The 23,202-nt window shown below is 56.7% G+C and carries 22 protein-coding genes and 4 tRNA genes; 21 read left to right on the top strand and 5 right to left on the bottom strand.

Annotation, left to right across the window (positions count from 1 at the left end):
• The first annotated feature begins 333 nt into the window (after positions 1-333).
• From AC1EKE_RS05215 to AC1EKE_RS05205, 3 genes are all read left to right on the top strand, one after another.
• Positions 334-1,449, top strand: coding sequence for a hypothetical protein (locus AC1EKE_RS05215; RefSeq protein ID WP_480308545.1), 1,116 nt, complete (start codon positions 334-336; stop codon positions 1,447-1,449).
• Positions 1,450-1,538: 89 nt separating this feature from the next.
• Positions 1,539-2,087 (top strand): protein adenylyltransferase Fic, encoded by a 549-nt coding sequence (fic, locus tag AC1EKE_RS05210; protein WP_480308544.1) that lies wholly within the window; start codon positions 1,539-1,541, stop codon positions 2,085-2,087.
• Positions 2,084-3,217, top strand: coding sequence for a DNA recombination protein RmuC (locus AC1EKE_RS05205; RefSeq protein WP_480308543.1), 1,134 nt, complete (start codon positions 2,084-2,086; stop codon positions 3,215-3,217). The genes fic and AC1EKE_RS05205 overlap by 4 nt, the downstream gene beginning before the upstream one ends.
• 16 nt (positions 3,218-3,233) lie before the next feature.
• On the opposite strand, the gene AC1EKE_RS05200 is transcribed toward AC1EKE_RS05205, so the two are convergent.
• From AC1EKE_RS05200 to AC1EKE_RS05180, 5 genes are all read right to left on the bottom strand, one after another.
• Complete coding sequence (locus tag AC1EKE_RS05200) at positions 3,234-3,941, bottom strand: hypothetical protein (RefSeq protein ID WP_480308542.1); 708 nt, start codon at positions 3,939-3,941, stop codon at positions 3,234-3,236.
• Positions 3,942-4,046: 105 nt separating this feature from the next.
• Complete coding sequence (locus AC1EKE_RS05195; protein WP_480308541.1) at positions 4,047-5,300, bottom strand: Y-family DNA polymerase; 1,254 nt, start codon at positions 5,298-5,300, stop codon at positions 4,047-4,049.
• A 3-nt stretch (positions 5,301-5,303) separates the two neighbouring features.
• Entirely contained in the window at positions 5,304-5,771 is a 468-nt protein-coding gene (locus AC1EKE_RS05190) for a LexA family protein (RefSeq protein ID WP_480308540.1), read from the bottom strand.
• A 169-nt stretch (positions 5,772-5,940) separates the two neighbouring features.
• Complete coding sequence (locus tag AC1EKE_RS05185; protein WP_480308539.1) at positions 5,941-7,038, bottom strand: PspC domain-containing protein; 1,098 nt, start codon at positions 7,036-7,038, stop codon at positions 5,941-5,943.
• A 30-nt stretch (positions 7,039-7,068) separates the two neighbouring features.
• A complete protein-coding gene (locus AC1EKE_RS05180) occupies positions 7,069-7,488 on the bottom strand; it encodes a PadR family transcriptional regulator (protein ID WP_296159553.1) in 420 nt (139 codons plus the stop codon).
• Between the two features lie 379 nt (positions 7,489-7,867).
• On the opposite strand from AC1EKE_RS05180, the gene AC1EKE_RS05175 reads away from it, so the two are divergent.
• The 18 genes from AC1EKE_RS05175 to nusG all read left to right on the top strand — a co-directional run bounded on the left by AC1EKE_RS05175 (position 7,868) and on the right by nusG (position 23,046).
• Positions 7,868-8,236 (top strand): DMT family protein, encoded by a 369-nt coding sequence (locus AC1EKE_RS05175; RefSeq protein ID WP_296119725.1) that lies wholly within the window; start codon positions 7,868-7,870, stop codon positions 8,234-8,236.
• Positions 8,237-8,389: 153 nt separating this feature from the next.
• Positions 8,390-8,977: a hypothetical protein gene (locus AC1EKE_RS05170; RefSeq protein ID WP_480308538.1), complete on the top strand. Its 588-nt coding sequence runs from the start codon at positions 8,390-8,392 to the stop codon at positions 8,975-8,977.
• Positions 8,978-8,988: 11 nt separating this feature from the next.
• Positions 8,989-9,576 carry a PepSY-associated TM helix domain-containing protein gene (locus tag AC1EKE_RS05165; RefSeq protein WP_480308537.1) on the top strand — a complete coding sequence of 196 codons (588 nt, stop codon included), beginning with the start codon at positions 8,989-8,991 and terminating at the stop codon, positions 9,574-9,576.
• The gene (locus AC1EKE_RS05160) at positions 9,573-12,359 is read left to right on the top strand and encodes a TonB-dependent receptor (protein ID WP_480308536.1); all 2,787 of its coding nucleotides are present in this window, start codon (positions 9,573-9,575) and stop codon (positions 12,357-12,359) included. Before AC1EKE_RS05165 ends, AC1EKE_RS05160 begins: the two co-directional genes overlap by 4 nt.
• Positions 12,356-12,724 carry a hypothetical protein gene (locus tag AC1EKE_RS05155; protein ID WP_480308535.1) on the top strand — a complete coding sequence of 123 codons (369 nt, stop codon included), beginning with the start codon at positions 12,356-12,358 and terminating at the stop codon, positions 12,722-12,724. Before AC1EKE_RS05160 ends, AC1EKE_RS05155 begins: the two co-directional genes overlap by 4 nt.
• Entirely contained in the window at positions 12,721-14,247 is a 1,527-nt protein-coding gene (locus AC1EKE_RS05150; RefSeq protein ID WP_480308534.1) for a DUF6850 family outer membrane beta-barrel protein, read from the top strand. The genes AC1EKE_RS05155 and AC1EKE_RS05150 overlap by 4 nt, the downstream gene beginning before the upstream one ends.
• Before the next feature lie 13 nt (positions 14,248-14,260).
• Complete coding sequence (locus AC1EKE_RS05145) at positions 14,261-15,478, top strand: DUF4876 domain-containing protein (RefSeq protein WP_296164019.1); 1,218 nt, start codon at positions 14,261-14,263, stop codon at positions 15,476-15,478.
• Between the two features lie 22 nt (positions 15,479-15,500).
• The gene (locus AC1EKE_RS05140) at positions 15,501-16,745 is read left to right on the top strand and encodes a DUF4876 domain-containing protein (RefSeq protein WP_480308533.1); all 1,245 of its coding nucleotides are present in this window, start codon (positions 15,501-15,503) and stop codon (positions 16,743-16,745) included.
• A gap of 4 nt (positions 16,746-16,749) precedes the next feature.
• Positions 16,750-17,640: an ABC transporter ATP-binding protein gene (locus AC1EKE_RS05135; RefSeq protein ID WP_296164013.1), complete on the top strand. Its 891-nt coding sequence runs from the start codon at positions 16,750-16,752 to the stop codon at positions 17,638-17,640.
• A gap of 7 nt (positions 17,641-17,647) precedes the next feature.
• Entirely contained in the window at positions 17,648-18,316 is a 669-nt protein-coding gene (locus AC1EKE_RS05130; protein WP_296164011.1) for a hypothetical protein, read from the top strand.
• Entirely contained in the window at positions 18,313-19,440 is a 1,128-nt protein-coding gene (locus tag AC1EKE_RS05125; protein WP_480308532.1) for a DUF4857 domain-containing protein, read from the top strand. The genes AC1EKE_RS05130 and AC1EKE_RS05125 overlap by 4 nt, the downstream gene beginning before the upstream one ends.
• A 639-nt stretch (positions 19,441-20,079) precedes the next feature.
• Positions 20,080-20,161 (top strand) — tRNA-Tyr (locus AC1EKE_RS05120).
• A 55-nt stretch (positions 20,162-20,216) separates the two neighbouring features.
• Positions 20,217-20,289: transfer RNA gene (locus AC1EKE_RS05115), tRNA-Gly, on the top strand.
• 41 nt (positions 20,290-20,330) lie between these two features.
• A tRNA-Thr gene (locus tag AC1EKE_RS05110) sits at positions 20,331-20,402 on the top strand.
• Between the two features lie 138 nt (positions 20,403-20,540).
• On the top strand, positions 20,541-21,815 hold the full coding sequence (gene tuf, locus AC1EKE_RS05105) for an elongation factor Tu (RefSeq protein WP_296164784.1): 1,275 nt from the start codon (positions 20,541-20,543) through the stop codon (positions 21,813-21,815).
• Positions 21,816-21,903: 88 nt separating this feature from the next.
• A tRNA-Trp gene (locus AC1EKE_RS05100) sits at positions 21,904-21,976 on the top strand.
• A 35-nt stretch (positions 21,977-22,011) separates the two neighbouring features.
• Positions 22,012-22,233 carry a preprotein translocase subunit SecE gene (secE, locus tag AC1EKE_RS05095; RefSeq protein WP_296164787.1) on the top strand — a complete coding sequence of 74 codons (222 nt, stop codon included), beginning with the start codon at positions 22,012-22,014 and terminating at the stop codon, positions 22,231-22,233.
• A gap of 237 nt (positions 22,234-22,470) precedes the next feature.
• A complete protein-coding gene (gene nusG, locus AC1EKE_RS05090) occupies positions 22,471-23,046 on the top strand; it encodes a transcription termination/antitermination protein NusG (RefSeq protein ID WP_480308531.1) in 576 nt (191 codons plus the stop codon).
• Positions 23,047-23,202 lie beyond the last annotated feature (156 nt).

Genomic DNA, 23,202 nt, shown 5'->3' with positions numbered 1-23,202 from the left:
CAAGAGGTTGGTTTGACCATGCCCCCGCGACTGAAAGTTTCTCATTTACCTTCGTAATATACTATTGCTATGTTGTTTGTAAACCTGACACTTGATAATTATGACCAGCCCTATGCTCTGAGGAAGTTTCTTACACCTGAGTTTCGAGCTGACATACAGAAGGCTCTGGGGTGTAGGAGTTTATGGCACTATTATTGTACACTTTTTTTTGACTATTACCGCTACGATCATTGTCATCCTGACCTTCAGTCCTTGCTGTGTCAAATCCCCATTTTCTTTGTAACCACTGATCAGGTCGGAGAGAGAGATAGTATCCCGTTGGTGGGTAGGGAGATGGAGATAACCATCCCCGACCATCAGATGCCCTACGACGAGATGACCCTTAAGGGCCTAAAGGAGATTCCGGAGCTACCTCTTGAGAGGGAGGAAGATTTTGATCAAAGTAAAATCAAGGAGGTAGAGGAGGCTCGCAAGAGAAATAAGATCGTATGTGTCCATCCGATATTGGATCTATTGGGAGTCTATGTGAGTGCCTACCCCCATGGATCAGGTGGCCTCGCTGATTACGAACCGCATATCTTCATTTGGGTCGACAAAATCTGGAACTATACTCATAAAGAGGAGCCGGATGAACGTTTGGCTGTGGAGAAGTTTTACGCCCTTCTGGATCAGGTCGTCCTCCATGAGTTGATGCATGCCCTTATGGATACACGTCTGTCCCTGCGTCCGTACGATTGGCAGTATCGCGCACAATCTCCTTTTAGCTATGACACCTCACAGCTCTACAGACTGAGAGAGGAGTCTCTGGCGGAGGCGCTCTCTCTGGTGCTGGTGCGGGAGGTGGTCACCGAGCCTATGTGGGACTACCTGCTAAGCAATACCCGAGAAAACAGCTTGCCCTATCGACTTGGGGCTGACTATGCAGACGAGGAGTTCTTGAAGTGGGCTGTCTTCAGCTGGATGGAAACCAAACGTAGGGATAGGCTGTGTAAGCCTCTGTATGATGACTGGTGCGACTATGTGTTCTCGGGAGCCCGACTGGATCGTTCTCAGCTGGGAGTTTACGAGGGGGGCTTCCAGTCTGGTAGGGTCTATCGTTACAGAGAGAGTCTTAACTCTACCGATACGATCCTATACACTGAGGAAGGTCTTGTCCTCCAAGTGATCAAGGACTATATGGAGGAGCATCAGGGAATCACACGAAGTGAGCTGAAAGAGGTTTTCCCTTCAGACGACAACGCAGATTTTGACATACTGATTGACTATCCGGAGACTAAAGAGTTTGAGTGTCCGCCGGGATATAAGCAAGATGTTCGCGATGATCGTATACTACAATGCTCCGATGGGCAGGTGGCGGTGAGTGGTTTCTGGATCCATGATCCAATACCTGACTTTGTGGAGCATGCGAGAAAGCTTGGCTTTGAAATCAAGACCTACCCTAGGCCCTAATGACTGCTTTATCCGGCTGTCGGGAGCCTTGTCAGTAGTAATGACGTGCATCCGCTAATTGAGTACTTTTGTGGAAAGGATAGTAGATGATGAAGCAGGAAGAGATAGACAGAGCGAGCCTGGAGCGGGCCATCAGGCTCTACGACTCCGGGGAGATCGATCAGGTGGAGGTGGGGACTACCCGCGGACTCTGCCGGATCCACGAGTACCTATTTAGCGGACTGTATGACTTTGCCGGTCAGGTTCGCTCGCTGAATATCTCCAAGGGAGGTTTTCGCGTTGCCAATGCACTCTACTTAGATGCGATCCTGCCGATCATCGATGCCATGCCGGAGAGTACCTATGAGGAGATCATCTCCAAGTATGTGGAGATGAATGTGGCACACCCCTTTATGGAGGGAAATGGTCGTGCCACAAGGATCTGGCTCGATCAGATACTAAAGCGTAGCCTGGGGCAGGTGGTCGACTGGCAGCGTGTGCCGAGGAGTGCCTATCTGCAGGCCATGGAGCGCAGTCCCGTCAATGATCTGGAGTTGAGACACCTCCTCTTCCCTGCACTGACGGAGAGGGTGGATGATCGGGAGATACTCTTCAAGGGGCTGGAGCAGTCTTACTACTACGAGGGGTACGAGCGATGACGACGCTGGAGATCATACTGCTTGTGGTGGTCGGTGGGCTGCTGCTCCTCGTCCTGCTCCTCGTCGGACGGATGGGGCGGCTCACGGCGACCGCTGCCTGCACGGAGGCGACCCTCGAGAGCGAGCAGAGGAAGAGGGAGGAGCAGGAGGGACTCTTTGATCGTCAGCTTGATCGGATGACGGAGCGCTTCGAGGCTCTCTCGGAGGTGATCACGAAGAGGCGGGCGGACGAACTCACTTCCGCAAATAAGCAGGAGCTGGACCTGGTGCTGGCACCGCTGCGGGCGAGCATTGACAAGATGGTCCTTGCTCTGAAGTCTACCGGTGAGACCAATGCCCGCCGCTCCGGTGAGCTCGACCGGCAGATCCGGATGCTGATCGAGCAGACCACTGCCGTAGGCGACAAGGCCGACCGCCTCGCCCGTGCGATGTCGACAAGTGGTAAGGTGCAGGGCGACTGGGGCGAGAAGCGGCTGGAGCAGATCCTGCAGCGGGAGGGCTTTATCCGAGGGACGGAGTACGATGCTCAGGTGGTGCTGCGGCGGGGTGGTCAGGTGCTGCGCCCCGACTTTGTCCTTCACTTCCCCGACGGGCGGGACGTGATGGTCGATGCTAAGGTGTCGCTACGGGCTTTCCTGCGCTACCACGATGCCGGCGATGAGGAGGGACGACAGGCGGCTCTTGCGGATATGGAGCGAGATCTAAGAGCGCATGTGAGCGAACTGGCAAAGGCACGCTATCACGAGCTGTCGCTCGAGGGACGGAGCACCTTCCCCTACACCCTGATGTTTGTCCCCATGCCTGCCGTGCTGCAGTTGCTCTCGAGCAGTGACCTTGGGGACAAGGCTCTCGCGAGCAGGGTCTTCATCGTCACACCTGAGCCGCTGATGCTCTTCGTCAGGATCATCAGCGAGGCGTGGATCAGTCGCCGGCAGGAGGAGAACATCGCCGAGGTGATTGCGCTGGCGGATAAGCTGCTCCGTCAGGTGGATAACATGATGGAGGACTTCCGCCGAGTCGGCGGCAAGCTCGACGACGCCAAGAGTGCCTACAATGAAGCCCTCACCCACCTCAATGGCCGCCAGGGGCTGACCGGCTACGCCGACCAGATCCGCCGGCGCATCCGGTGAGGGCTCGTTCCGCTCTCTACTTCTCTTCTGGTCTCTGTACAGTTAGCTCAATTTTCTCTCCCTTATATGAGGTATGGATCAATAGGGTATTCGGTAGCCTATATGGAGCCTTGGCTCTTAGAATAACGGCAGGTATCCAGTTGCAGGTCAGGAGTGTGAGATTCTTCTCAGTCAGCTCCGAGACAAGCTTGGTGCTCGTGACGTAATTATTCGCCGCATCTCGCCCTGTGAGCGTCTTATCGTAGCCACTCTCTATGAAAGGCAGGAAGCTGTGGGTTGTGGCATACAATCTGTCCGAGATGTCTACCTCCTCCCCGGATGTTTTTACTTCATAACACCGGAACTGACTAAGCGGCTCCGACAATGCGATTGCCATTACGGGAGTTGTCATGTAGTAGTCGTTATAAGACAGGTCATTATATCTCTTGCTAAGCGAATAGTAGAGCCCTCGCTTACGATCTATTCCTTCATCATCGTAAGATACCGTAGAGTGAGAGCCGGGTACCGCTTTGCAAGTGAACGCTACAAAATCGCCTTCCGGATGTGAGGACAGGATGATCCTCTCAGGATTAAATTGTGCGACAAAGGAAGGATTAGTGATATACTCTGTGACACAACACTTGTAGAAGGATCTGTCAATCAAGTCTTCCTTACTAGACTGACAGCCCACCAAGGCAAGTATGAGAGCCACGAAGGCTCCTATCGTGATTGTACGTGTTCTCATTTTACTCTTATTCCTTTGATGATTACAGTTAGCGGTTTGTCCATCTGTAATTGGTGGTTTTTATACGGTTAACGACAAAGGTAAGGATTATTCACGACAAAGGGGTCAGTGGGGGGTGATGCACAGGATGTCGCGGAGGTCGGTGGTGTAGTGGGGGCTGGTGTGCTCCCGGCGGACGACGCCCTGCAGTGCATCGGGGTCGCGGGCTGCGACAAAGAGCCCGTGGTCCCCGTACCGCTCCCGGATGCGCCCCTCGATGGCTCGTAGGCGCTTCCGTCGCTGCTCCTCCTCGGTCTCAAAGGGCAGCGCCCGGTCCATCCGGACCAGGTCGGAGACGAGGATCCCCCCTTTCTTGAAGTCATACCCCGGTCGCCAGATCGAGTCGAGCAACTGCCGCACCACCGGCACCAGCTGTGAGAAGTCGCTCGTCGGCATCGTGAAGGAGCTCTGCACGTAGGGATTGTACTGCGGGATGTCGAAGCGAAAACGATTGGTGCGGAGGTAGATCGCGAGATTGAGCGTGCCGAGGTGCTGCCGCTCCAGCTCGCTGCAGACGATGTCGAGAAACTCGAGGAGGATCATCTCCAGCTGCTTCTTGTCCGAGACAGCGTTGCCGAAAGAGCGGGATCGGCCGATGCTCTTGGTGGGCGTCTCCTCACCGAAGGGGATCCTCGGCACCCCTCGCAGCTCGTAGTAGGTGTCCAACCCGACGATGGTGAAATTTCGCCGCACCCACTCCGGTGTCCGCTGGACGAAGTCGTAGGCGGTCTCGATGCGGAAACTCTCCATCTTGCGGAGGTTTCGCCTGCCGACGCCCCACACGTCGCCGATAGGTGTCCCCTCGAGCGCTCTGACGATGTCCCGCCGGCTGTCAAGGGTGTAGACGCCGCCGGTCTCGGGGTGCTTCTTGGAGTAGTGGCTGGCGATCTTGGCGAGGGTCTTGGTGGGGGCGACACCGATGCCGGTGGGGATGCCCACGCCCCTGAGGACGGCTCGCCGGATCTCCCGCGCCAGCCGCTCGTACTCCTCATTGGGGGCAAAGTGGACGAAGCACTCGTCTATGGAGTAGACCTCCTGCTCCGGTATGATCGATCGGACCACGCTCATCACGCGGCGGGAGAGATTGCCGTAGAGGATGTAATTGCTCGAGCATACGGCGACATGCTCGCGCTCCACCAAGTCCCGGATCTTGAAGAGTGGCACGCCCATGGGGATGCCGAGCGCCTTGGCTTCATTGGACCGGCTGACGACACAGCCGTCGTTATTGGAGAGACAGACGACGGGTCGGTTGCGCAGCTCGGGTCGGAAGACCCGCTCGCAGCTGACGTAGAAATTGTTGCAGTCGATCAGACCATACACGGCTCAGGTCCGTCTCGGCCGATGGATGACGTAGGTGACCACGCCCCAGAGGATGAAGTCGTCCTCGGGGTCGACCCGCATAGGCGGGTAGGCGCTATTGGCAGAGACGAGGTAGGCCACATCGCCACGTCGCTCCACAAACTTGATATTGAACTCCCCATTCACGCAGCAGACCACCACGTCATCGTCATGCACCTCCAGGGCGCGGTCGACGACCACGATGTCCCCCTCGTAGATATTGGCCCCCTCCATAGAGTCGCCCACGATGCGGGCAAGGAATGTCGTCGCCGGGTGACGGATCAGCTCTCTATTCAGGTCGATCGACTCCAGCCGGTCGTCCTGTGCAGGCGAGGGAAAGCCGGCAAAGATTCCCTCCTCGGCATAGGGCAGGGTGAGTCCCTCGCCCATCTCCACCTCGTAAAACTGGAGCGTCTGTCCGCTCCTCTGACTCTTCTGTACTCCCTTATCCATAGCAATACAAAGGTAGCGATATTTCACCTCTCGCTCCCCGGGAGGAGGCTTGCTGTGGTGTGTAAAAAGGAAGCCCGCCCCTCGATGTCGCATCGGAGGGCGGGCGCAGTCTTAAATAGGGTTTAGCTTATATGAAAAGATAATCGATCTGTGCCTCAGTGAAGAGACCTCAGAATATGATGTGCCAGAGGGCGAGCAGGATGATGACCCAGAGGGCGATGCTGACGGCCTTGACCGTCGTGCTGCTGTGCTTGCTCCGGAGGATCATCCCGATCGGGATCACTCCGATCACGTAGATCAGCAGGGCAGCGATCGGTAGGGCGGCGAAGCTCATCGCGATGGTGAAGAGGATGCCTGCTGCGGTATTGATGAAGTATTGCCCATCGTGGAAGAAGTCGTACTGAAAGAGATCGCCGTCGGCAAGGCCGGCGATCACACCCACCATCGCCACACATATGGCAATGACCATCAGGATGACCCCTGCCCAAAGTAGTCCCTTACGCCAGGCGGGGGAGAGGAAGTCGGAGGGGCGGGGGAAGGTACTCCTCCGCTCTCCCGGCTCCTTGCCCTCCGCCTCGCTCTTGGTGATCGTCTCGTCGATATTCTGCCAGATCGTCGAGGGGGAGACCGGCTTGCCGTGGAGCTCCAGCCGCTGTGTCACGGTCCTCGCCCTAGGGACAAAGAGTGCCATCGCCAGGTAGACGAGGATGATCGCAGGTGCCACGGGGGTGAAGAGTAGGAGGATGAATGTGAGACGGAAGAGTAGGGCGTCCATGCCGAGGTACTCCCCGAGGCCGCCGAGGACACCACCGAGCCAGCGGTCCACGGTGGAGCGGTAGTAGATGTGTCGGGGACGTGGTCCCTCCATGCCGATCGGTGGGATCGGTGGCGTGGGGGTCCTCCTCTGCTCCGTCTCGGTCTCTGGGGCAGAGGTGTCGGACTGGGCAGGCTCGTCGTCTGCCAGCAGCTCTTCCTCGACCGACTGCTGCTCCTCCTCGTCGTCGAAGAGGCGATCTAAGGAGCCGACCCGCTCTATCGTGCGGCGGACGGCATCGATGGTGATGGTGGCTCCCGGACCCTGCTGCCGGATCTCATCGGCAAAGAGGTCGGCGATGCGGCTCTCGAAGTCGGAGACGATCTCCCCATCGGGGTCCTCGGGGGCATAGTGTGATCGGATGCCCTCGATGTAGGCGTCAAGGGCGAAGTAGGCGTCCTCATCGATCGTGAAGGAGCGGCCGCCAAGGGTGACTGAAAGGTTCTTTTTCATGATGCTCTGTTTTTTTGCCCTTATGGTTCTCTATTCCTTATCTGTCGGTCGCATCTCATCGACGGGCTCCTGCATAGGAGCGGGGGTGATCTGCGGACCGTTATTCTCTTGCTTGGCAGCTCGTATGAGATCGACCTGAGCATTCATCTCAGCCCAGTTCTGATTGAGCTTATCCAGTATACTTCGTCCCTTATCCGTAAGGGTGTAGTACTTGCGAGGAGGACCCTGAGTACTCTCCGCCCAGGTGTAGCCAATGATGCCGGCGCGACGCATCTTGCTCAGGAGAGGGTAGAGTGAGCCCTCCACGATAAGCAGGTCGGCCTCCTTGAGCAGATCAATGATGTCTGCAGAGTAGGCCTGGCGACTGTCAAGCAGGAGGAGCAGGTAGTACTCCAGGAGCCCTCGTCTCATCTGTGAGCGGAACTTGTCCGCCAAGTCAGTCTTTGCCATGATGCTCTTACTGTAGTTAGTGAAAATGATTCTATCTCTATATTGTACGGCAAAGATACGTATAATCTTAGTACCTTGCAAATGTAAGGTAGTACGATGTCGATGGCGAGGGTCAGACAGGTAAGACGGGTCGGACGGGCCGGAAATGAGGCAAAGAGCGGATAGGCTCGTAGTTTGGGGAAATCGCATTAGGATCATGTGGCTGTGCCGTCAGACTAATATCGGTATTAGATCTGCGCCTGTGCTATGAGCTGACAGCCAAGCCAGTGTATTTCGTCTTTGGGCTCCATTGCCGAGGGGGCATTACTTCGTACCTTCGTGAGCTCGATGGGAGGGCGGCTTTTTCTTTACCCTATATATTTAATGTGTACGTGCTGATATGAATGGATGGCTGACGGTGGCGATGCTGATGGTCTCTAATGTCTTTATGACCTTTGCCTGGTATGGGCATCTCAAGCTCCAGGAGCTGCATATACTCCGGGACAGCACACCGCTCTATGTGGTGATCCTACTCAGCTGGGGGCTGGCGCTGATGGAGTATGCCTTTCAGGTGCCGGCCAATCGGTATGGCTTTGTGGGTAATGGAGGAGCCTTTACGCTCCTGCAGCTCAAGGTGATCCAGGAGGTGATCTCGATCACGGTCTTTACGCTCTTCACAGTCGTCTTCTTCCGTGGTACGCCCCTGCAGTGGAATCACCTCGCTGCATTTGTCTGCCTGGTCCTGGCAGTCTACTTTGTCTTCCGGTAAGGATCGGGACTGACCAAAAATACACGAAGGCAGGTAGGTATTGAGTGATAAAATACCTACTTGTGAGGATGGGCTTACGCCTTGATTTGGGTCACCTTTGCAGCTATATAGGGAGTGGTCCCTAATTGCATCACTAAAGATTAAGGAAGAAAGATGACTCTGATCAACAAGTGGAGCCTTATGCTGCTCCTCGGTATGACCCTCGGCCTCGCATCCTGTGGGGGTGATAATAATAAGAGTAAGGCACAGGCCTCCGCGGAGGAGGCGAACCCTGCCGCCCTCGAGGTGGATCAGGTGCTGGCAGACCCGGATAGCTTGGTCGGTGATACCATCAAGGTAGAGGGGGTCTGTACCCATATCTGCAAGCATGGAGGAGGAAAGATCTTCCTCATGGGCAGCGATGATACCAAGACCCTCCGTGTAGAGGCGGGTGAGTCGATCGGCAGTTTCCCTCAGGAGACTGTCAATAGTATCGTACGGGTGACCGGTGTCCTCGTGGAGGACCGCATCGATGAGGGCTACCTCGCTCAGTGGGAGGCTCAGATCGCCGATCAGGCCAAGGAGGCTCAGGGCGAGGGTGGCTGTGCTGCCGATATGAAGGCCAATGCGGAGGCGGAGGCCAATAGCGTCCGAGAGCGGATTGCCAATTTCCGGTCCCGCATTGCAGAGCGTACAGAGAGGGAGGGTAAGGCCTACGTCAGCCTCTACCATATGGAGGGGCTCTCCTACGAAATCCGCTGATCCCTCGCACTATGGCATACAGTCCCAGAGGGGACCGGTCTAAGAGTTTGGTGAAGGCGTGCCGGTGGATCCATAGGCATCTCTCCTTCTTCTTTGCCGGGATCGTCATTATCTACGCCCTCTCCGGCATCCTGATGAATCATCGGGATGAGATCAATCCTGCCTACTCCGCGAGGAGGATAGAGCTGCCTAGTACACTCGCCGAGACCCCTCGGACGAAGGGGTCAGTCACCACGGCGGAGATAGAGAACCTCCTCGACGAGATCGGAGAGAAAGGGCACTATACGAAGCACTACTATCCGGATGAGAGGACGATGAAGGTCTTCCTCAAGGGTGGCTCCACTCTGGAGGTGGATCTCCAGACCGGTGCCGGCGTGTATGACCGCTTACGGAAGCGACCGATCCTCGGCGACTTTGTACGCCTTCATTACAATCCCGGTCGCTGGTGGACCTACTTCTCTGACCTCTTCGCGATAGCCCTCATCGTCATCACCCTCTCGGGTCTCTTCCTCGCTCGTGGCAAGAAAGGGCTCAGAGGGGTAGGCGGACTGGAGCTTGTCTTAGGGATACTCATTCCCCTCCTTTTCCTACTCCTATGAGGCGACTCCGCTGGACTCTCCTATCCCTCTTCTCTCTGCTCTTAGTGGCGCAGGGGCAGACGGCTGTGACACTTACGGTCGTAGACTCGAGTGATGGGATGCCTCTCCCCGGGGCGATCGTGAAAATGATAGCAGGACAGCGGGAGTACAAGGGGGCTACGGACGTGAAGGGTGTCCTGGCACTCCAGAGGGTGATGCCTGGGGAGTACCTGGTCCGTGCGACCTACGTCGGGTATCAGCCCTACGAGAGACGGGTACAGGTCACACCGGAGCAGCACACCTTTACTCTCAAGCTCCAAGTCAGCACCGACGAACTCCAGGAGGTGGTGGTGACGGCTAAGCCCTCCAAGGGTATGGTCACCTCGTCTCTCATAGGGCGTGAGGCGATGACGCTGCTCCAGCCCTCCAGCATCGGCGATGTACTGGAGCTTCTCCCGGGAGGCTTCTCCTCCGATCCACTCCTCACCTCGCCTGATATCGTCCGGCTGCGGGAGGCGACACTCCCCATCGTAGGGCAGCATAATCTGCTCCCGAGGGTCAATCAGTCGCAGTACAATACCTCCTCCATGGGGACGAGATTTCTCATCGATGGCGTCCCGGTGCAGATGGATGCCGGGCTCAAGGGGATGTATGGGAGCGATGGGGCCTACTCGACTCAGGTGCCGATCAATGCCGGCGTGGATATGCGCTCCATCTCTACCGATGACGTGGAGAGCATCGAGGTGGTGCAGGGGATCCCCTCCGTGGAGCACTCCGACCTGACGAGCGGTCTCATCAAAGTGAAGCGTAAGCAGTGGACCGATGAGCTCACCGGGCGCTTCAAGTCGGATATGTCCAGCAAGCTCTTCTTCATCTCCAAAGGGGTAGACCTCCTCCCCCACCGACTCAATCTCATCAGCAGCATCGGCTACCTCAGTGCCTACTCCGACCCCCGGAGCGTACGCGACTGCTACGAGCGCATCACCGGTTCGCTCCGTCTCTCCGGGAGATGGTCGGGGACGATAGGCAGCCTTTCCTCGCTCTCCAGCATCGACTATACCGGTTCGCTCAATGACCGAAAGCGGGATCAGGACCTTGACGTCACCCCCTTGGATACCTATCGGTCGGGCAACCATCGCCTCGCTCTCTCAGAGAGTCTCTCCTTCCTCCCGACTGAGAATCCCTGGCTCAGTGCCGTGGATCTGACTCTGTCACTCTCCCACACTTGGGACCGGACCGACATCACCAAGGATATGTTGATGAGTCGCGATGTCCCCTACCTGACTACCCGCGAGGAGGGAGAGCATGAGGGGCGGTACTATCCCCGCACTTACTTCGCCTCTCACACCGTCGATAGCAGACCGCTCTACCTCTATCTCAAGCTCAAGGGCAGTAGTCGTCTCGACCTTGGCCCCAGCCGGCATAGGCTGAAGTATGGAGCTGACTGGAGCTACAGTAAGAATATCGGACGAGGGGCGATCTTCGATCTCGATCGCCCCCTCTTCTGGCTCTCCGGCAGCCGCCCCCGACCCTTCTACGATGTCCCGGGTAAGTCGGTCCTCTCCCTCTTCGTGGAGGATGAGATGACACTGCCGATCCGGGAGCACGCCCTGACCCTGATGGCCGGGGTGGTGGCCAATAGCCTCCTCGCCCTCGATCGCTCCTACCGGATGTCTGGTCGGTGGTATCCGGACATCCGACTCAACGCCCGCTGGAGCTTCGCCCCGATAGAGGTAGCCGGTCGACCTCTGAGGGTCCAGCTGAATGGTGGGGTAGGGAGCCTCAGTATGTTTCCCTCTATGGAGCAGCTCTATCCGGACAAGATCTACGACGACTTTGTGGAGCTCAATTACTACCACAGCAATCCGGACTATCGCCTGGTCTATATGCGGACCTATATCTATGATCCGGATAATAAGCAGCTGGCACCGGCGAAGAACGTCAAGGGTGAGCTCCGTCTCGATCTCGACTATGCCGGCTACTCCGCCACTCTGACCTGCTTCAGGGAGCGGATGCGGAGTGGCTTCCGCAAGGATACTGAGCTACGGATCGCGGACTTCCGGTACTACGATCCGCAGTCGGTCGACTATGCTACCCTGACAGCTAAGCCGGACATCAGGGACTTCAAGTACAGGGATACACGAGACTTCCGCCTGCTCCCTCTTGATACGAATGGAAGCGAGACTGATAAGAGTGGCGTGGAGTGGGTGATGAGTACGCCGAGGTACCGCTTCCTCAATACCCGCGTGACGCTATCGGGAGCGTGGTTTAGGACCACCTATCGGAATAGTCTCCCGCAGTATGAGCGCCCGAGAGCTGTCCTCGGCGGGCGCGAGGTCCCCTATGTGGGCATCTATCAGGATAATGAGATACTGGTCCGCGAGATACTCAATACCGACCTTAGGCTCGACAATTACCTCCCTAAGATCGGACTGGGACTCTCGCTCTCCTTTCAGTCCAATTGGTTTTCCTCCTCGCAGAAGATGCCTCTCTCCAATTATCCCGACTACTTCATCTCCCTCTCAGATGGAGAGCGACGCCCCTTCACTGCGGCGGATAAGGGCGATGCTCAGCTGCAGTGGCTCAAGCGAACCTACACCGAGAGTTCCTTCGAGCGGTACGTGGTTCCCTTCATGATGATCACCAATCTGAAGGCGACGAAGTCCCTCTTTGAGAGTAAATTGCGGGTTGCGCTCTTCGTCAATAAGATCTTCGACTACAGTCCGGACATAGAGCGAAAGGGCTTCGTGATCCGGCGCAATCAGACCCCCTACTTCGGTATGGAAATGATGATCAATCTATGACAAAGTTTCTGACCCTGATCGCACTCCTGCTCCTCGTGGGGCTGTCCGCCTGCCACCAGCCGGAGCGTCCGGACGTGATGAGCCACGTGACGCTCCAGCTGGACTACAGCGCCCCCTCTCCCGTGGTCCGCCAGAGCTATAAGATCGAGTGGGAGAATATCAATACCCGCCGTACCACCACCCGCAACTCCGTCACCACCTCTACCTATACGGACGAGCTCTACCGCGGACTCTATGATGTCCGGGTGGAGGGAACGCTCCTCTTGGAGAGCGGAGAGACGGTCTGGATCAGAGGGTCGGCTACCGAGCGGCTCTTTCTGGACAAGGAGGAGACCTGTGGGATCAAAATGCTCCGGATGCTATGAGACGCCTTCTCCTTCTTCTCCTCGTCCTAATGGTCGTGATGAATGCCCACGCTGCGGATACGCTCAGTGTGGTCGATCGATCTTACGAGCGCTCGATCGCTTGGCAGAAGCTGTGGCTCCGCTACACCGATCAGGTGGCGCTCCATCATCGGCAGTACCGCAACTCCCTCTCCTCCTTTGCTGCTCGATACGAGGGACGAAACGAGACAGAGTCGCTCTATGAGGAGCAAGGGCGGGGTGAGAGCATCGCACGGCTCCAAGCGAAGACCTACCTCCTCCCGTCGACAAAGGAGCACCTCTGGGGCTATGCCGACTATGCCAATGGATGTGTGAAGGAGGTGAAGTGGCGCAGCACCTCTGACTACGATCGGCTCTACCCCTATATTATGGCTGACGAGAAGGGCGGAGACCTGTCGCTGGAGAGGTATGCCTTCGGTGGCGGCTATAGCCATCAGCTCTCCTGGCTCCGACTATCGGGGGAGATGTACTACCGCTCTCAGCAGGAGTACCGCGCGGTGGATCCGAGACCTCGGAGTATCGTCTCTGACCTACGTCTCTCCACCGGGATCTCTCTCCCGGTGGCTTCCTGCGAAGTGGGACTCTCGCTCGACTATGGGCTCTACAAGCAGCGGAGTGGGGTGGCGATCTATAGCCCTATCGGAGGCAGTCTCCAGCGGTTGATGAGTGGTCTCGGGGGCAGCTTCCGGAGGTTTGACACCAATGAGCCCTCTCTCCACTATCGTGGTCGGTCGCTCGGGGCTGCGCTCCATCTCCTGCCTCGGACCTCCGACGAGGGGGTGCGAACTCTTCTTGGCTATCAGTATAGCCGGCTGGAGCAGGCGGTGAGTGATATGAATGAGGTGCCGATCCACCACTATACCGATCATCAGGGGAGGCTGAGTGTCGGCTACCAGCACCGGGTGGGGGTACTTATGGGTGCACTTGATCTCGAGGCAAGTGTCGAGAGACGCTCCGGTGTAGAGCATATCGTAGGCGAGCCTAAGGCCGGGACCTATCCCGTTGTGGGGTACAATGCCAATTTTCACCGTGGCACCGTGGAGGGAAAGCTCTCACTCTCCCTCGGCGACGCTGACTATCGCCGACCGGGCTGGCACTGGCTTGTGCAGCCCGAGGTGACCTATCTTCATCTCCGGACGAGAGTGCTCGAGCCGGAGAAGGAGCTCCGTCTTGACCGCTGGCGTGCGGTCCTCTATGGAGAGGTCTCCCATCGCAGCGAGCGGAGCTACGGCCTTCTCTCCCTTGAGGTGGGCTATGCCCCTGAGGCGGTCGGCCTGCTTACGCTCCCTATGGCAGAGATGGAGGAGTCGGTGACGGCTCATCTCCAGCAGAGCTATCGGTCCGCTACAGCGAGCTGTCTCAGCCTCAGCATTGCACCCAAGTACCACCTCCCTATGCCGCTCAAGCCCTCTTGGGGACTCGAGGTGGGCGGCCGCTATCGGCTCGACCACTTCCCCTCTTCACTCCGTCACACCCTGCTGGCGGAGATTCAGCTAACTCTATAGAACCATTTTGTATATGAAGAAAACTCTTTTTATCGCATTTGCACTGCTCCTCTCAGTCCTCTTCTCGGGCTGCCGTGAGGACGCTCCTGAGCAGCCGAGTGAGGCTCTCGTCACCCTCGAGGTGAAGAGCCCGCTTGGCATCGAGGGGCAACTTACTAACCTCCGCGGTGAGGTCGTCTCCAAGGCTAAGGGGACGAAGCAGTCCCTCACCTTTGAGCAAAATAAGGCGAGGGTCACCCTCTCTCAGGGTGCCTCCTACACCCTCCATCTCACCGGTGACTTCGCCACGAAGGGAGTCCTCACGACGCTGGAGTACAGCGAGGACCTTGTTGCGAAGAGTGAGCAGAGCTACACCCATACTTGTCAGCTTACCTTTGTGTTGCCCAAGGAGAGCTTCGTCATCAGCGAGATCTTCTTTGCCGGGACGCTCAATAAGAATGGTGAGCAGTATGATGAGGATAAGTTCATCCGCATCACCAATAATAGCCCCGTGACCCGCTATGCCGACGGCCTGGCGCTGGTCCGCTCCACCTTCCAGTCGGACGACAAGAAGGAGCAGATCCAGCCGGATGTCCGCTCGACTCACATGCCGGTCAGTCTCGTGATGCAGATCCCCGGCGATGGGACCAGCTATCCCGTCAAGCCGTATGAGAGTATCATCCTCTGCCACTCGGCGATCAATCATGCACAGGCAAATCCTAACTCAATCGACCTCTCCGGGGCAAATTTTGAGTGGATGAGCGAGAAGGGCTATACCGACTCCGAGACGCCAGACAATCCCCAAGTACCCGACATGAGGCTGATCTTCATCAGCGATCCCTACGGTGATGGCGTGCAGAATTGGGCGATGAGCACCAATGGTCAGCACACCTATGCGCTTGCTGACCTCCAGGGGCTCACCGCAGAGGAGCTCGCTAAGAAGTACAGCTACCCCTACGAGGAGGTCATGATCATCGAGGGGATGGATCCGATGAAGATGCCGGGCGAACCAGCCCTCCAGATTCCCAATGAGTGGATCCTCGATGCGGTTAATCTCAGTATGAAGGATGACTTCCAGTGGCTCCCCGTCTCCGAGAAGCTCGATGCCGGCTACTCCTCCGTCGCGCCAGCGCTCAATGACGACACCCGTTATGGGAAAAGAGTTGTCCGTAAGCTCCTCTCCGAGGGCAGTAAGGTCCTCAAGGACACCAACAACTCCTCCGAGGACTTCCGTGCTGTCAACCTGAAATAATAATCTCAAGTATAAAATGATCATGAAACAACTTCATCACCTCTGGGCCCTTGTCGCCCTCCTCTCCGTCCTCCTCGTAGGCTGCAAGCCTGAGGAGACCCGTAAGCCCGCTATCGAGAGCGAGTGTACCTTCACCATTGAGGCGCCTGTCGGTCTCAAGGACGCTACCTACAGCGACCTCCAGGTGACGATCAAGGGTAGCCAGGACGGCAAAGAGATCGCCCTCAAGCCGGAGTCCGCTACCTTCCACCAGAAGCTCCTCGAGGGCAAGTACCAGGTCTCCCTCACTGCGGGGATCGCCTATCAGTCCGATCGCCTCGGCAAGGTCCAGACGATCGTCTCCATGGAGGAGAGCATCGTCGTGAAGGGCGAGAAGAGTACTTTCACCCTTATCCCTCAGTACACGGAGAATGTCAGCTCCGGCTTCGTCATCGAGGAGCTCTTCATCAGCCCTACCTACAATCCTGAGACGAAGAAGTCCTATAAGTACGGCGAGCAGTACATCAAGATCACCAACAACTCCGATGTGACTCTCTATGCCGATGGGCTCGGTATTGCGCAGTCTGCCCTCCTGTGCAATATGAAGCAGGACTATGTGGATAAGGATGCGATCAAGGATATCCTCCCGGTCGGATTCCTCTCCATCATCTCCGGCGATGGGACCACCTATCCCGTCAAGCCCGGTGCCTCGATCATCGTAGCGAATGACGCCCTGGACCACTCCAAGTTCTTCCCCGGAGCGGTCAATCTCGAGCACGCCGACTTCGAGATCTACGATCGCTCCTCCATGCCCCAAATCCAGGATACAGACAATCCTGAGGTGCCTAATCTGGTATCCTACTACAAGTCCTCCTTCACTGTCTCCTCTTTCCATCAGGCGGGCTGCACCACCATTGCCCTCGTTAGGGTTCCGGTCGATGCCGCTACCTATGAGAAGGACTATGCGTGGTCAGCGAAGTATGTCTTCCGCTTCAAGGATTTTGTCAAGGAGATGGAGACTAAGGCCTACAAGGTCCCCCTCGACTGGATCGTCGATGCTGTCTTCCTGGGTATTAAGGATAAGATTGACTGGCGCTATATTCCTGACACCATCGATGCTGGCTTTACCGGTTGGCGCGATAGTTTTCAGGACAATAGCGGTCAGGGTACCGCTGTGATCCGCAAGGTGGAGCGCGAGGTGAATGGCCGGAAGTACCTCAAGGATACCAATAACTCGACCGAGGACTTCAATGCTCGCGTACAGCCCTCTCTGAAGGCAGGCAAGTGACGCCATGCAGGATAGCATCATCCAGTGTGACCACCTGACCCACTACTACGGGAAGCGTCTCATCTACGAGGACCTCTCCTTCGAGGTCCCTCGGGGACGGATCCTCGGTCTCTTGGGGAAGAATGGCACCGGCAAGACCACCACGATCAATATCCTCGCGGGCTACCTCCGCCCCGCCGGAGGCACTTGTCGGATGCTCGGCTACGACATCCAAGCCATGCCTCCCTCCGTAAAAGCGCAGATCGCTCTCCTCATCGAGGGGCATGTGCAGTACAGCTTCATGACCGTCACGGAGATCGAGCGCTTCTATGCGCGGTTTTACCCCCGCTGGAAGCGTGAGATCTACTACGACCTCGTCAGCAAGCTCAAGATCGCTCCACGGCAGCGGATCAGCCAGATGTCCTGCGGGCAGCGCTCCCAGGTCGCCCTCGGACTGATCCTCGCTCAGGATGCCGACCTCCTGATCCTTGACGACTTCTCCCTCGGGCTCGACCCCGGCTACCGGCGTCTCTTCATCGACTACCTCAGGGACTACACCAGCGGGCGTGACAAGACGGTCTTCCTCACCTCCCATATCATCCAGGATATGGAGCGGCTGATTGACGACTGTATCATCCTTGACTACGGGAAGATCCTTGTCCAGATGCCGGTGAGGGAGCTGATGGAGACCTTCCACCGCTACACCTTCACCATCGGTGAGGGGGTTACTGCTCTGCCGGGGGATGAGAATCTCTACTACACCGCCGTCATCGGTCGTGCGGCAGAGCTCCACACCTTCCAGTCGAGAGAGTATGTGCAGGCCTACCTGCAGAGAGCACAGATCCCCTACGACCAGCTCGTGGAGGAGCCGATGACCCTCGAGGACGCCTTCATCGGACTAACCGGTAAGTACTGAGTCGGATATGATACAGGGACTACTATATAAGGAGTGGATCAAGACCCGCTGGGCGCTCTTAGTGCTCTACATCGTAGGGCTCGCCATAACCGCCTACGCCCTCCTCACCCTCCAGAGGGTCATCACTCTCCGAGGAGCGGCACACCTCTGGGAGATCCTTCTCTCCAAGGATGTGCTCTTCCTCAATGTACTACAGTATCAGCCCCTCTTCACGGGCCTGATACTCGCCGTGACGCAATTTGCTCCTGAGATGATCCAGAAGCGACTCAAGCTCACCCTCCATCTGCCTATGGGCCAGGGGACCATTGCCCTCACCATGCTTACCTATGGAGTAGGGGTCCTTGGGCTCCTCTGCCTCACGCAGCACTTGATGCTTGCCCTCTACCTCCGGAGCATCCTTGCCCCGGAGCTGGTGACCCATCTGCTCGTCAGCATCGCCCCGTGGTTTATGGCCGGCTTCACCGCCTATGGACTCACCGCCCTCGTGGTGCTTGAGTCCACCTGGCGCCGACGTGTGCTCTACATACTCCTCAGCTACGCACTCGTCCACTTCTACTTCATCAGCACGACCCCTCGTTTCTACCAGGGGGCGCTTCTCCCGATGGGGCTGGTGACGCTGCTGCTCTGCTACGTCTCGATACTCTCGATCCAACGCTTTAAGGAAGGAGTGCAATGAAGCCACTATACACCATTTTGCTTACCCTCCTTGCCGCACTGGCACTGGTCTGGGGCATTACCTCGCTCGGAGATATGACGGCACCCAAAGGGGATTATGTCCCCTTCACCCTCTACAGTGAGGTGGTGGAGGACTTCGCCTCGCTCGACAATCGGAATGGAGAGGGGACCCGCTACTACGACTACGCCGGTCGGGAGTACACCGACAGCGAGTTTGATAGCATCCTCCCCTCCTTCTACTACCGCCAGCTGGTGATGGATGGACGTCTCCCGGATAGCATCCGGGGCATCGCTGTGGATCAGGGACTGCTGGAGCGTGAGAGCTTTATCTTCGTCTCTCACCCCGCGAGTCTCAATACGCACGAGACCCCGCTCTACTTCCTCCTGGAGTCGATGTCCAAGAGAGTCAATCTGGAGATGCCGGAGGATGTCTTCCGCTTCTCAGATCGGCGGATCGAATTTGTCAATATGGAGTCCAACTCGATCGAGGAGGATAAGTCGGCGCTCTACCAGCGGGCACTGGAGGAGAAGGGTGTCACCTTCCCCATCCGCCTCGTGGCAGGTAATCCGACGACCCGCAAGGCGTATGACAATGGCTACCTCCTCGTCGACGCTGCGGACCATCTCTACCAGCTACGACAGACTGTCGGTCGTCCCTTCGTACGGCCGATCGACTTGCCGGAGGACGTGCGGCCTGAGTACCTCTTCGTCACGGAGTACCCCTCCAAGCGGTTCCTCGGCTTCGTCGTCGACCGGGAGGGCTCGCTCTACGTTATCCACCTGCCGGAGTATCGGCTCCAGCGGGCCGATCTCCCCACGCTACGGATGCGAGAGGAGAAGCTGACCATCCTCGGCAACCCCTTCTTTTGGACGGTGATCCAGAGTAATGCTGAGGGGGCAGAGTACACTGCGCTGGATGCCCAGACGCTCGCGAGCGTCAAGAGCCTCCACTTCGACACCCCCGGTGGACGAACTTTCGCGGACTACGTCGTGCCCTTCCAGCTCCGCTTCGAGTCGGGGGAGTACAATTACCTCCACCCGACTGTTAGCCAATTCTCCTGGATCGGCACACTCGTCTGGCTCCTCGCCATCGGCGGCATCGTCTGGTATCGCCGAAGGAAGTAAGGACCATATATAGATACTATTGCACGAAGGCGATCTGCTGCGTTGCTTTCGGAATTCGGTCTCGGTCACGTACGTGAGTACGCTCCCTTCGACCTCATCCTCAGCGTCTTGCATCTCATCCTTCGTGCAAAGTCTCTGCACATTTGAAACAAATGTGCGAGAATGGCACTTCGTGCAACATTCTCATATAGATACTCGAGGTCGCTCTGCTCTCTCATTGACGGGCAGGGCGACCTCGTCTATTAGGTCCCTCTCACTCGGGTGCAATAGTGCTCGAGAAAAAGTGTCGAATGGTGCATGACCTGCTGCAGAGAAGGTCATCCCCTGACCCGTCCCCACAAGCGCTGATCTAATATCGGTATTAGAGAAGTCTAATATCGGTATTAGAGATCACTAATATCGGTATTAGAAATACCCCTGAGGTATCAGCCTGCTTCAGCGGGGTAAGTCACCGGGTCCCCTCCACTCCTGCCGGGGTTTCCTACTATACCCTATATATAGGGTCTTAGCCTATTTTTTGCGACAAAGTGACACTCAAGGGTCAGAAGTACTTGCCGGATCTGGATTTTTGTCGTACATTTGCAACCACATTCGAGAGATATGCGGGCGGAGGTCGGCATAGCGGATGTGATAGAAGACGCGCAGATACCAAAGTGGCCAACTGGGGCTGACTGTAAATCAGCTGGCTTTGCCTTCGGTGGTTCGAATCCGCCTCTGCGCACACGACAAGGGGAAGGAGGTGCCCGGGTGCGGGCATTGATTCTCTTCTTGGATCTGCGGAAGTAGCTCAGTTGATAGAGCATTAGCCTTCCAAGCTGAGGGTCGCGGGTTTGAGTCCCGTCTTCCGCTCTTAGTGCAGTCCCTCCGGGGCTGCGATCATGGCAACAAATGCCGCTTTAGCTCAGTGGTAGAGCGCATCCTTGGTAAGGATGAGGTCCCGAGTTCAACTCTCGGAAGCGGCTCTTATACGAAGTGTGAGGGAGTAGATGAGACGGCGTTACTCCGTTGGTCTCCTTAAGGGGGAGAAATGGGAGTATTGCCGGCTACTATTGCCCTTATGTGGGTAGAGAATTACTTAACTCAACTATATTTTTTGTATTATGGCAAAAGAAGAATTCCAGAGAACGAAGCCGCATGTCAACATCGGTACCATCGGTCACGTAGACCACGGTAAGACGACTCTGACGGCGGCCATCACCAACGTACTTGCCAAGGCTTCTGGTAAGGATTCTGAGGCTCGCTCTTTCGACCAGATCGATAACGCTCCCGAGGAGAAGGAGAGAGGTATCACCATCAACTCCTCACACGTGGAGTATGAGACCATGGATCGCAAGGGTAAGTCCCTTGATGATCTGCTGGATCCCGATGCTGTAGAGGGTGCAGAGCGCGGTACTGACATCGTAGGACGTCACTACGCTCACGTAGACTGCCCCGGGCACGCCGACTATGTCAAGAACATGGTCACCGGTGCCGCTCAGATGGACGGTGCCATCCTCGTAGTAGCTGCTACCGATGGTCCTATGCCCCAGACCCGTGAGCACATCCTGCTCGCCCGTCAGGTGAACGTCCCCAGCATCGTCGTATTTGTCAACAAGTGCGATATGGTCGAGGATAAGGAGATGCTCGAGCTCGTAGATATGGAGACTCGTGACTTGCTCTCTAAGTACGACTACGATGGCGACAATACCCCCATCATCCACGGCTCTGCCCTTGGTGCTCTCAATGGTGAGCAGAAGTGGGTCGACACCGTTATGGACCTGATGGACGCTGTCGATCAGTACATCCCCACTCCCGAGCACGAGCTGGACAAGCCGTTCCTCATGCCTGTCGAGGATATCTTCTCCATCACCGGTCGTGGTACCGTAGCTACCGGTCGTGTAGAGACTGGTCGCATCAAGCCCGGTGACGCTGTAGAGATCATCGGTCTCGGTGCTGATGGCCTGAAGTCTACCGTAACCAGCGTGGAGACCTTCCAGAAGAATATGTCCACCGGTGGTGAGGCAGGTGACAACGTAGGTATCCTGCTCCGCGGTATCGACAAGGATCAGCTGAAGCGTGGTATGATCGTCTGCGCTCCCGGCACCGTGAAGCCGCACTCTGAGTTCAAGGCTTCCATCTACGTCCTCAAGAAAGAGGAGGGTGGCCGTCACACGCCGTTCCGTAACCACTACCGTCCGCAGTTCTTCATCCGTACGCTTGACGTTACCGGTGACATCGAGCTGCCTGAGGGTCAGGAGATCGTGATGCCCGGTGACAACGTAGAGATCAAGGTGAAGCTTCTCTCTCCGGTTGCTTGCGACGCAGGTCTTCGCTTCGCCATCCGTGAGGGTGGATGCACCGTCGGTGCAGGTCAGATCACTGAGATCCTCGACTGATCTCACGGTCTGTAAGACCCAAGCAAGTCAATAGACTATGATAAGCCGTCCCTCGGGACGCTAACGCCTCAGGAGACGGCTTATCTATAGGGGATTAGCTCAGTTGGTAGAGCACCGGTCTCCAAAACCGGGTGTCGTGAGTTCGAGCCTCGCATCCCCTGCTCAATTTAAAATGTGTAAGTAGATATTAGGCTTTATGGCTGAACCTGAGAGCAAGAACATCTTCCAGCGCAGCAGCGCCTACGTCAAGGCGTGCTTCGACGAGCTGCGTTATAAGGTGTCATGGCCGACGCCCAAGGAGTTATCCCAGAGCGCGGTGATTGTATTGGTAGCTTCCGTCATACTATCCCTACTCATATTTGGTGTAGACCAGATCCTCGAGTATGCGATGAGTGGACTTTACCGTCTGATCATCTAATAGCCGAGCTGGAGGTCAAGGACTGACGGGCGAGATGAGGACTCATCGCGTGCCGCAGTCTTTCCCTATATGATAGGCTTCATGACAACCCTTGCGAAGTGAGGTGCGAGACCGATAGGTCTCTCCTGCACCTGCTCGCTCCCCTTAGGGCTTCCTATTTAGTCCGATTTACTTTAGTTTCACACAAGTCCGTGAGTGCGGTCCCTCGGGACTGTCGGACTGGCAGATGCTTTGACAATGTCTCACGACGATCAAGATCAGGTATTCAAGTACTACGTCCTCCAGACCATCTCCGGCAAGGAGGAGGCTGTGAAGGACTATATCAACGGCATGCGTGATGTAGAGCCGTTCTTCGACAAGAATGTCGGGGAGATCTTGGTGCCTATGGAGACGACCATCACTAAGCGTCGTACCGCATCAGGCAAGCGTGTAGAGCGGGTAAGACCGTACTACAGTGGCTTTGTCTTCGTGGAGGCGCGCCTGGCGGGCGAGACGACGCATAAGCTGCGTCGCGTCCCCGGAGTGCTGGGCTTCATCGGTGGTGACGTCCACCCGGAGCCACTGTCTGACCTCGACGTGAAGCGCATCAAGGAGATCTCCGACCGTCTTGCAGAGGGTCCGGAGGATCTCGATATGAGCTTCTCGGTCGGCGATCGTGTGAAGGTCAATGAGGGCCCCTTCACAGGGTTCTTTGGTGACGTGACTGAGGTATCCCCGGATAGTAGGAAGCTGAAGATCTTGGTGAAGGTCTTCGGGAGAGACACTTCGATGGAGGTGGATTACACACAGGTAGAAAAGGAGAGTGAGTCATAGCCGTCTCATCTGTGAGAGGTGAGCCCGGGCAGTCGTCCCGGCGTGAGCCGATCACAGGTATCCCGGCATCATAGGTCCCAGGAGTCACCCCTCCCCTCCTCGCGAGAGGAATGGACAGAGGAAGGAGCTCCACACGTGGGTCTGATGTCATTAAGG

The sequence above is a fragment of the Porphyromonas sp. C0041D3 genome (assembly GCF_056590575.1).
The sequence above is the reverse complement of the archived record's forward strand: the minus strand, read 5'-3'. Positions and strand labels throughout refer to the sequence as shown.

Coding starts and splice junctions, on each gene's coding strand:
- AC1EKE_RS05215 (WP_480308545.1), top strand. CDS start 334: ATGGAGATAACCATCCCCGACCATCAGATGCCCTACGACGAGATGACC.
- fic (WP_480308544.1), top strand. CDS start 1,539: ATGAAGCAGGAAGAGATAGACAGAGCGAGCCTGGAGCGGGCCATCAGG.
- AC1EKE_RS05205 (WP_480308543.1), top strand. CDS start 2,084: ATGACGACGCTGGAGATCATACTGCTTGTGGTGGTCGGTGGGCTGCTG.
- AC1EKE_RS05200 (WP_480308542.1), bottom strand. CDS start 3,941: ATGAGAACACGTACAATCACGATAGGAGCCTTCGTGGCTCTCATACTT.
- AC1EKE_RS05190 (WP_480308540.1), bottom strand. CDS start 5,771: ATGGATAAGGGAGTACAGAAGAGTCAGAGGAGCGGACAGACGCTCCAG.
- AC1EKE_RS05185 (WP_480308539.1), bottom strand. CDS start 7,038: ATGAAAAAGAACCTTTCAGTCACCCTTGGCGGCCGCTCCTTCACGATC.
- AC1EKE_RS05180 (WP_296159553.1), bottom strand. CDS start 7,488: ATGGCAAAGACTGACTTGGCGGACAAGTTCCGCTCACAGATGAGACGA.
- AC1EKE_RS05175 (WP_296119725.1), top strand. CDS start 7,868: ATGAATGGATGGCTGACGGTGGCGATGCTGATGGTCTCTAATGTCTTT.
- AC1EKE_RS05170 (WP_480308538.1), top strand. CDS start 8,390: ATGACTCTGATCAACAAGTGGAGCCTTATGCTGCTCCTCGGTATGACC.
- AC1EKE_RS05165 (WP_480308537.1), top strand. CDS start 8,989: ATGGCATACAGTCCCAGAGGGGACCGGTCTAAGAGTTTGGTGAAGGCG.
- AC1EKE_RS05160 (WP_480308536.1), top strand. CDS start 9,573: ATGAGGCGACTCCGCTGGACTCTCCTATCCCTCTTCTCTCTGCTCTTA.
- AC1EKE_RS05155 (WP_480308535.1), top strand. CDS start 12,356: ATGACAAAGTTTCTGACCCTGATCGCACTCCTGCTCCTCGTGGGGCTG.
- AC1EKE_RS05150 (WP_480308534.1), top strand. CDS start 12,721: ATGAGACGCCTTCTCCTTCTTCTCCTCGTCCTAATGGTCGTGATGAAT.
- AC1EKE_RS05145 (WP_296164019.1), top strand. CDS start 14,261: ATGAAGAAAACTCTTTTTATCGCATTTGCACTGCTCCTCTCAGTCCTC.
- AC1EKE_RS05140 (WP_480308533.1), top strand. CDS start 15,501: ATGAAACAACTTCATCACCTCTGGGCCCTTGTCGCCCTCCTCTCCGTC.
- AC1EKE_RS05135 (WP_296164013.1), top strand. CDS start 16,750: ATGCAGGATAGCATCATCCAGTGTGACCACCTGACCCACTACTACGGG.
- AC1EKE_RS05130 (WP_296164011.1), top strand. CDS start 17,648: ATGATACAGGGACTACTATATAAGGAGTGGATCAAGACCCGCTGGGCG.
- AC1EKE_RS05125 (WP_480308532.1), top strand. CDS start 18,313: ATGAAGCCACTATACACCATTTTGCTTACCCTCCTTGCCGCACTGGCA.
- tuf (WP_296164784.1), top strand. CDS start 20,541: ATGGCAAAAGAAGAATTCCAGAGAACGAAGCCGCATGTCAACATCGGT.
- secE (WP_296164787.1), top strand. CDS start 22,012: ATGGCTGAACCTGAGAGCAAGAACATCTTCCAGCGCAGCAGCGCCTAC.
- nusG (WP_480308531.1), top strand. CDS start 22,471: ATGTCTCACGACGATCAAGATCAGGTATTCAAGTACTACGTCCTCCAG.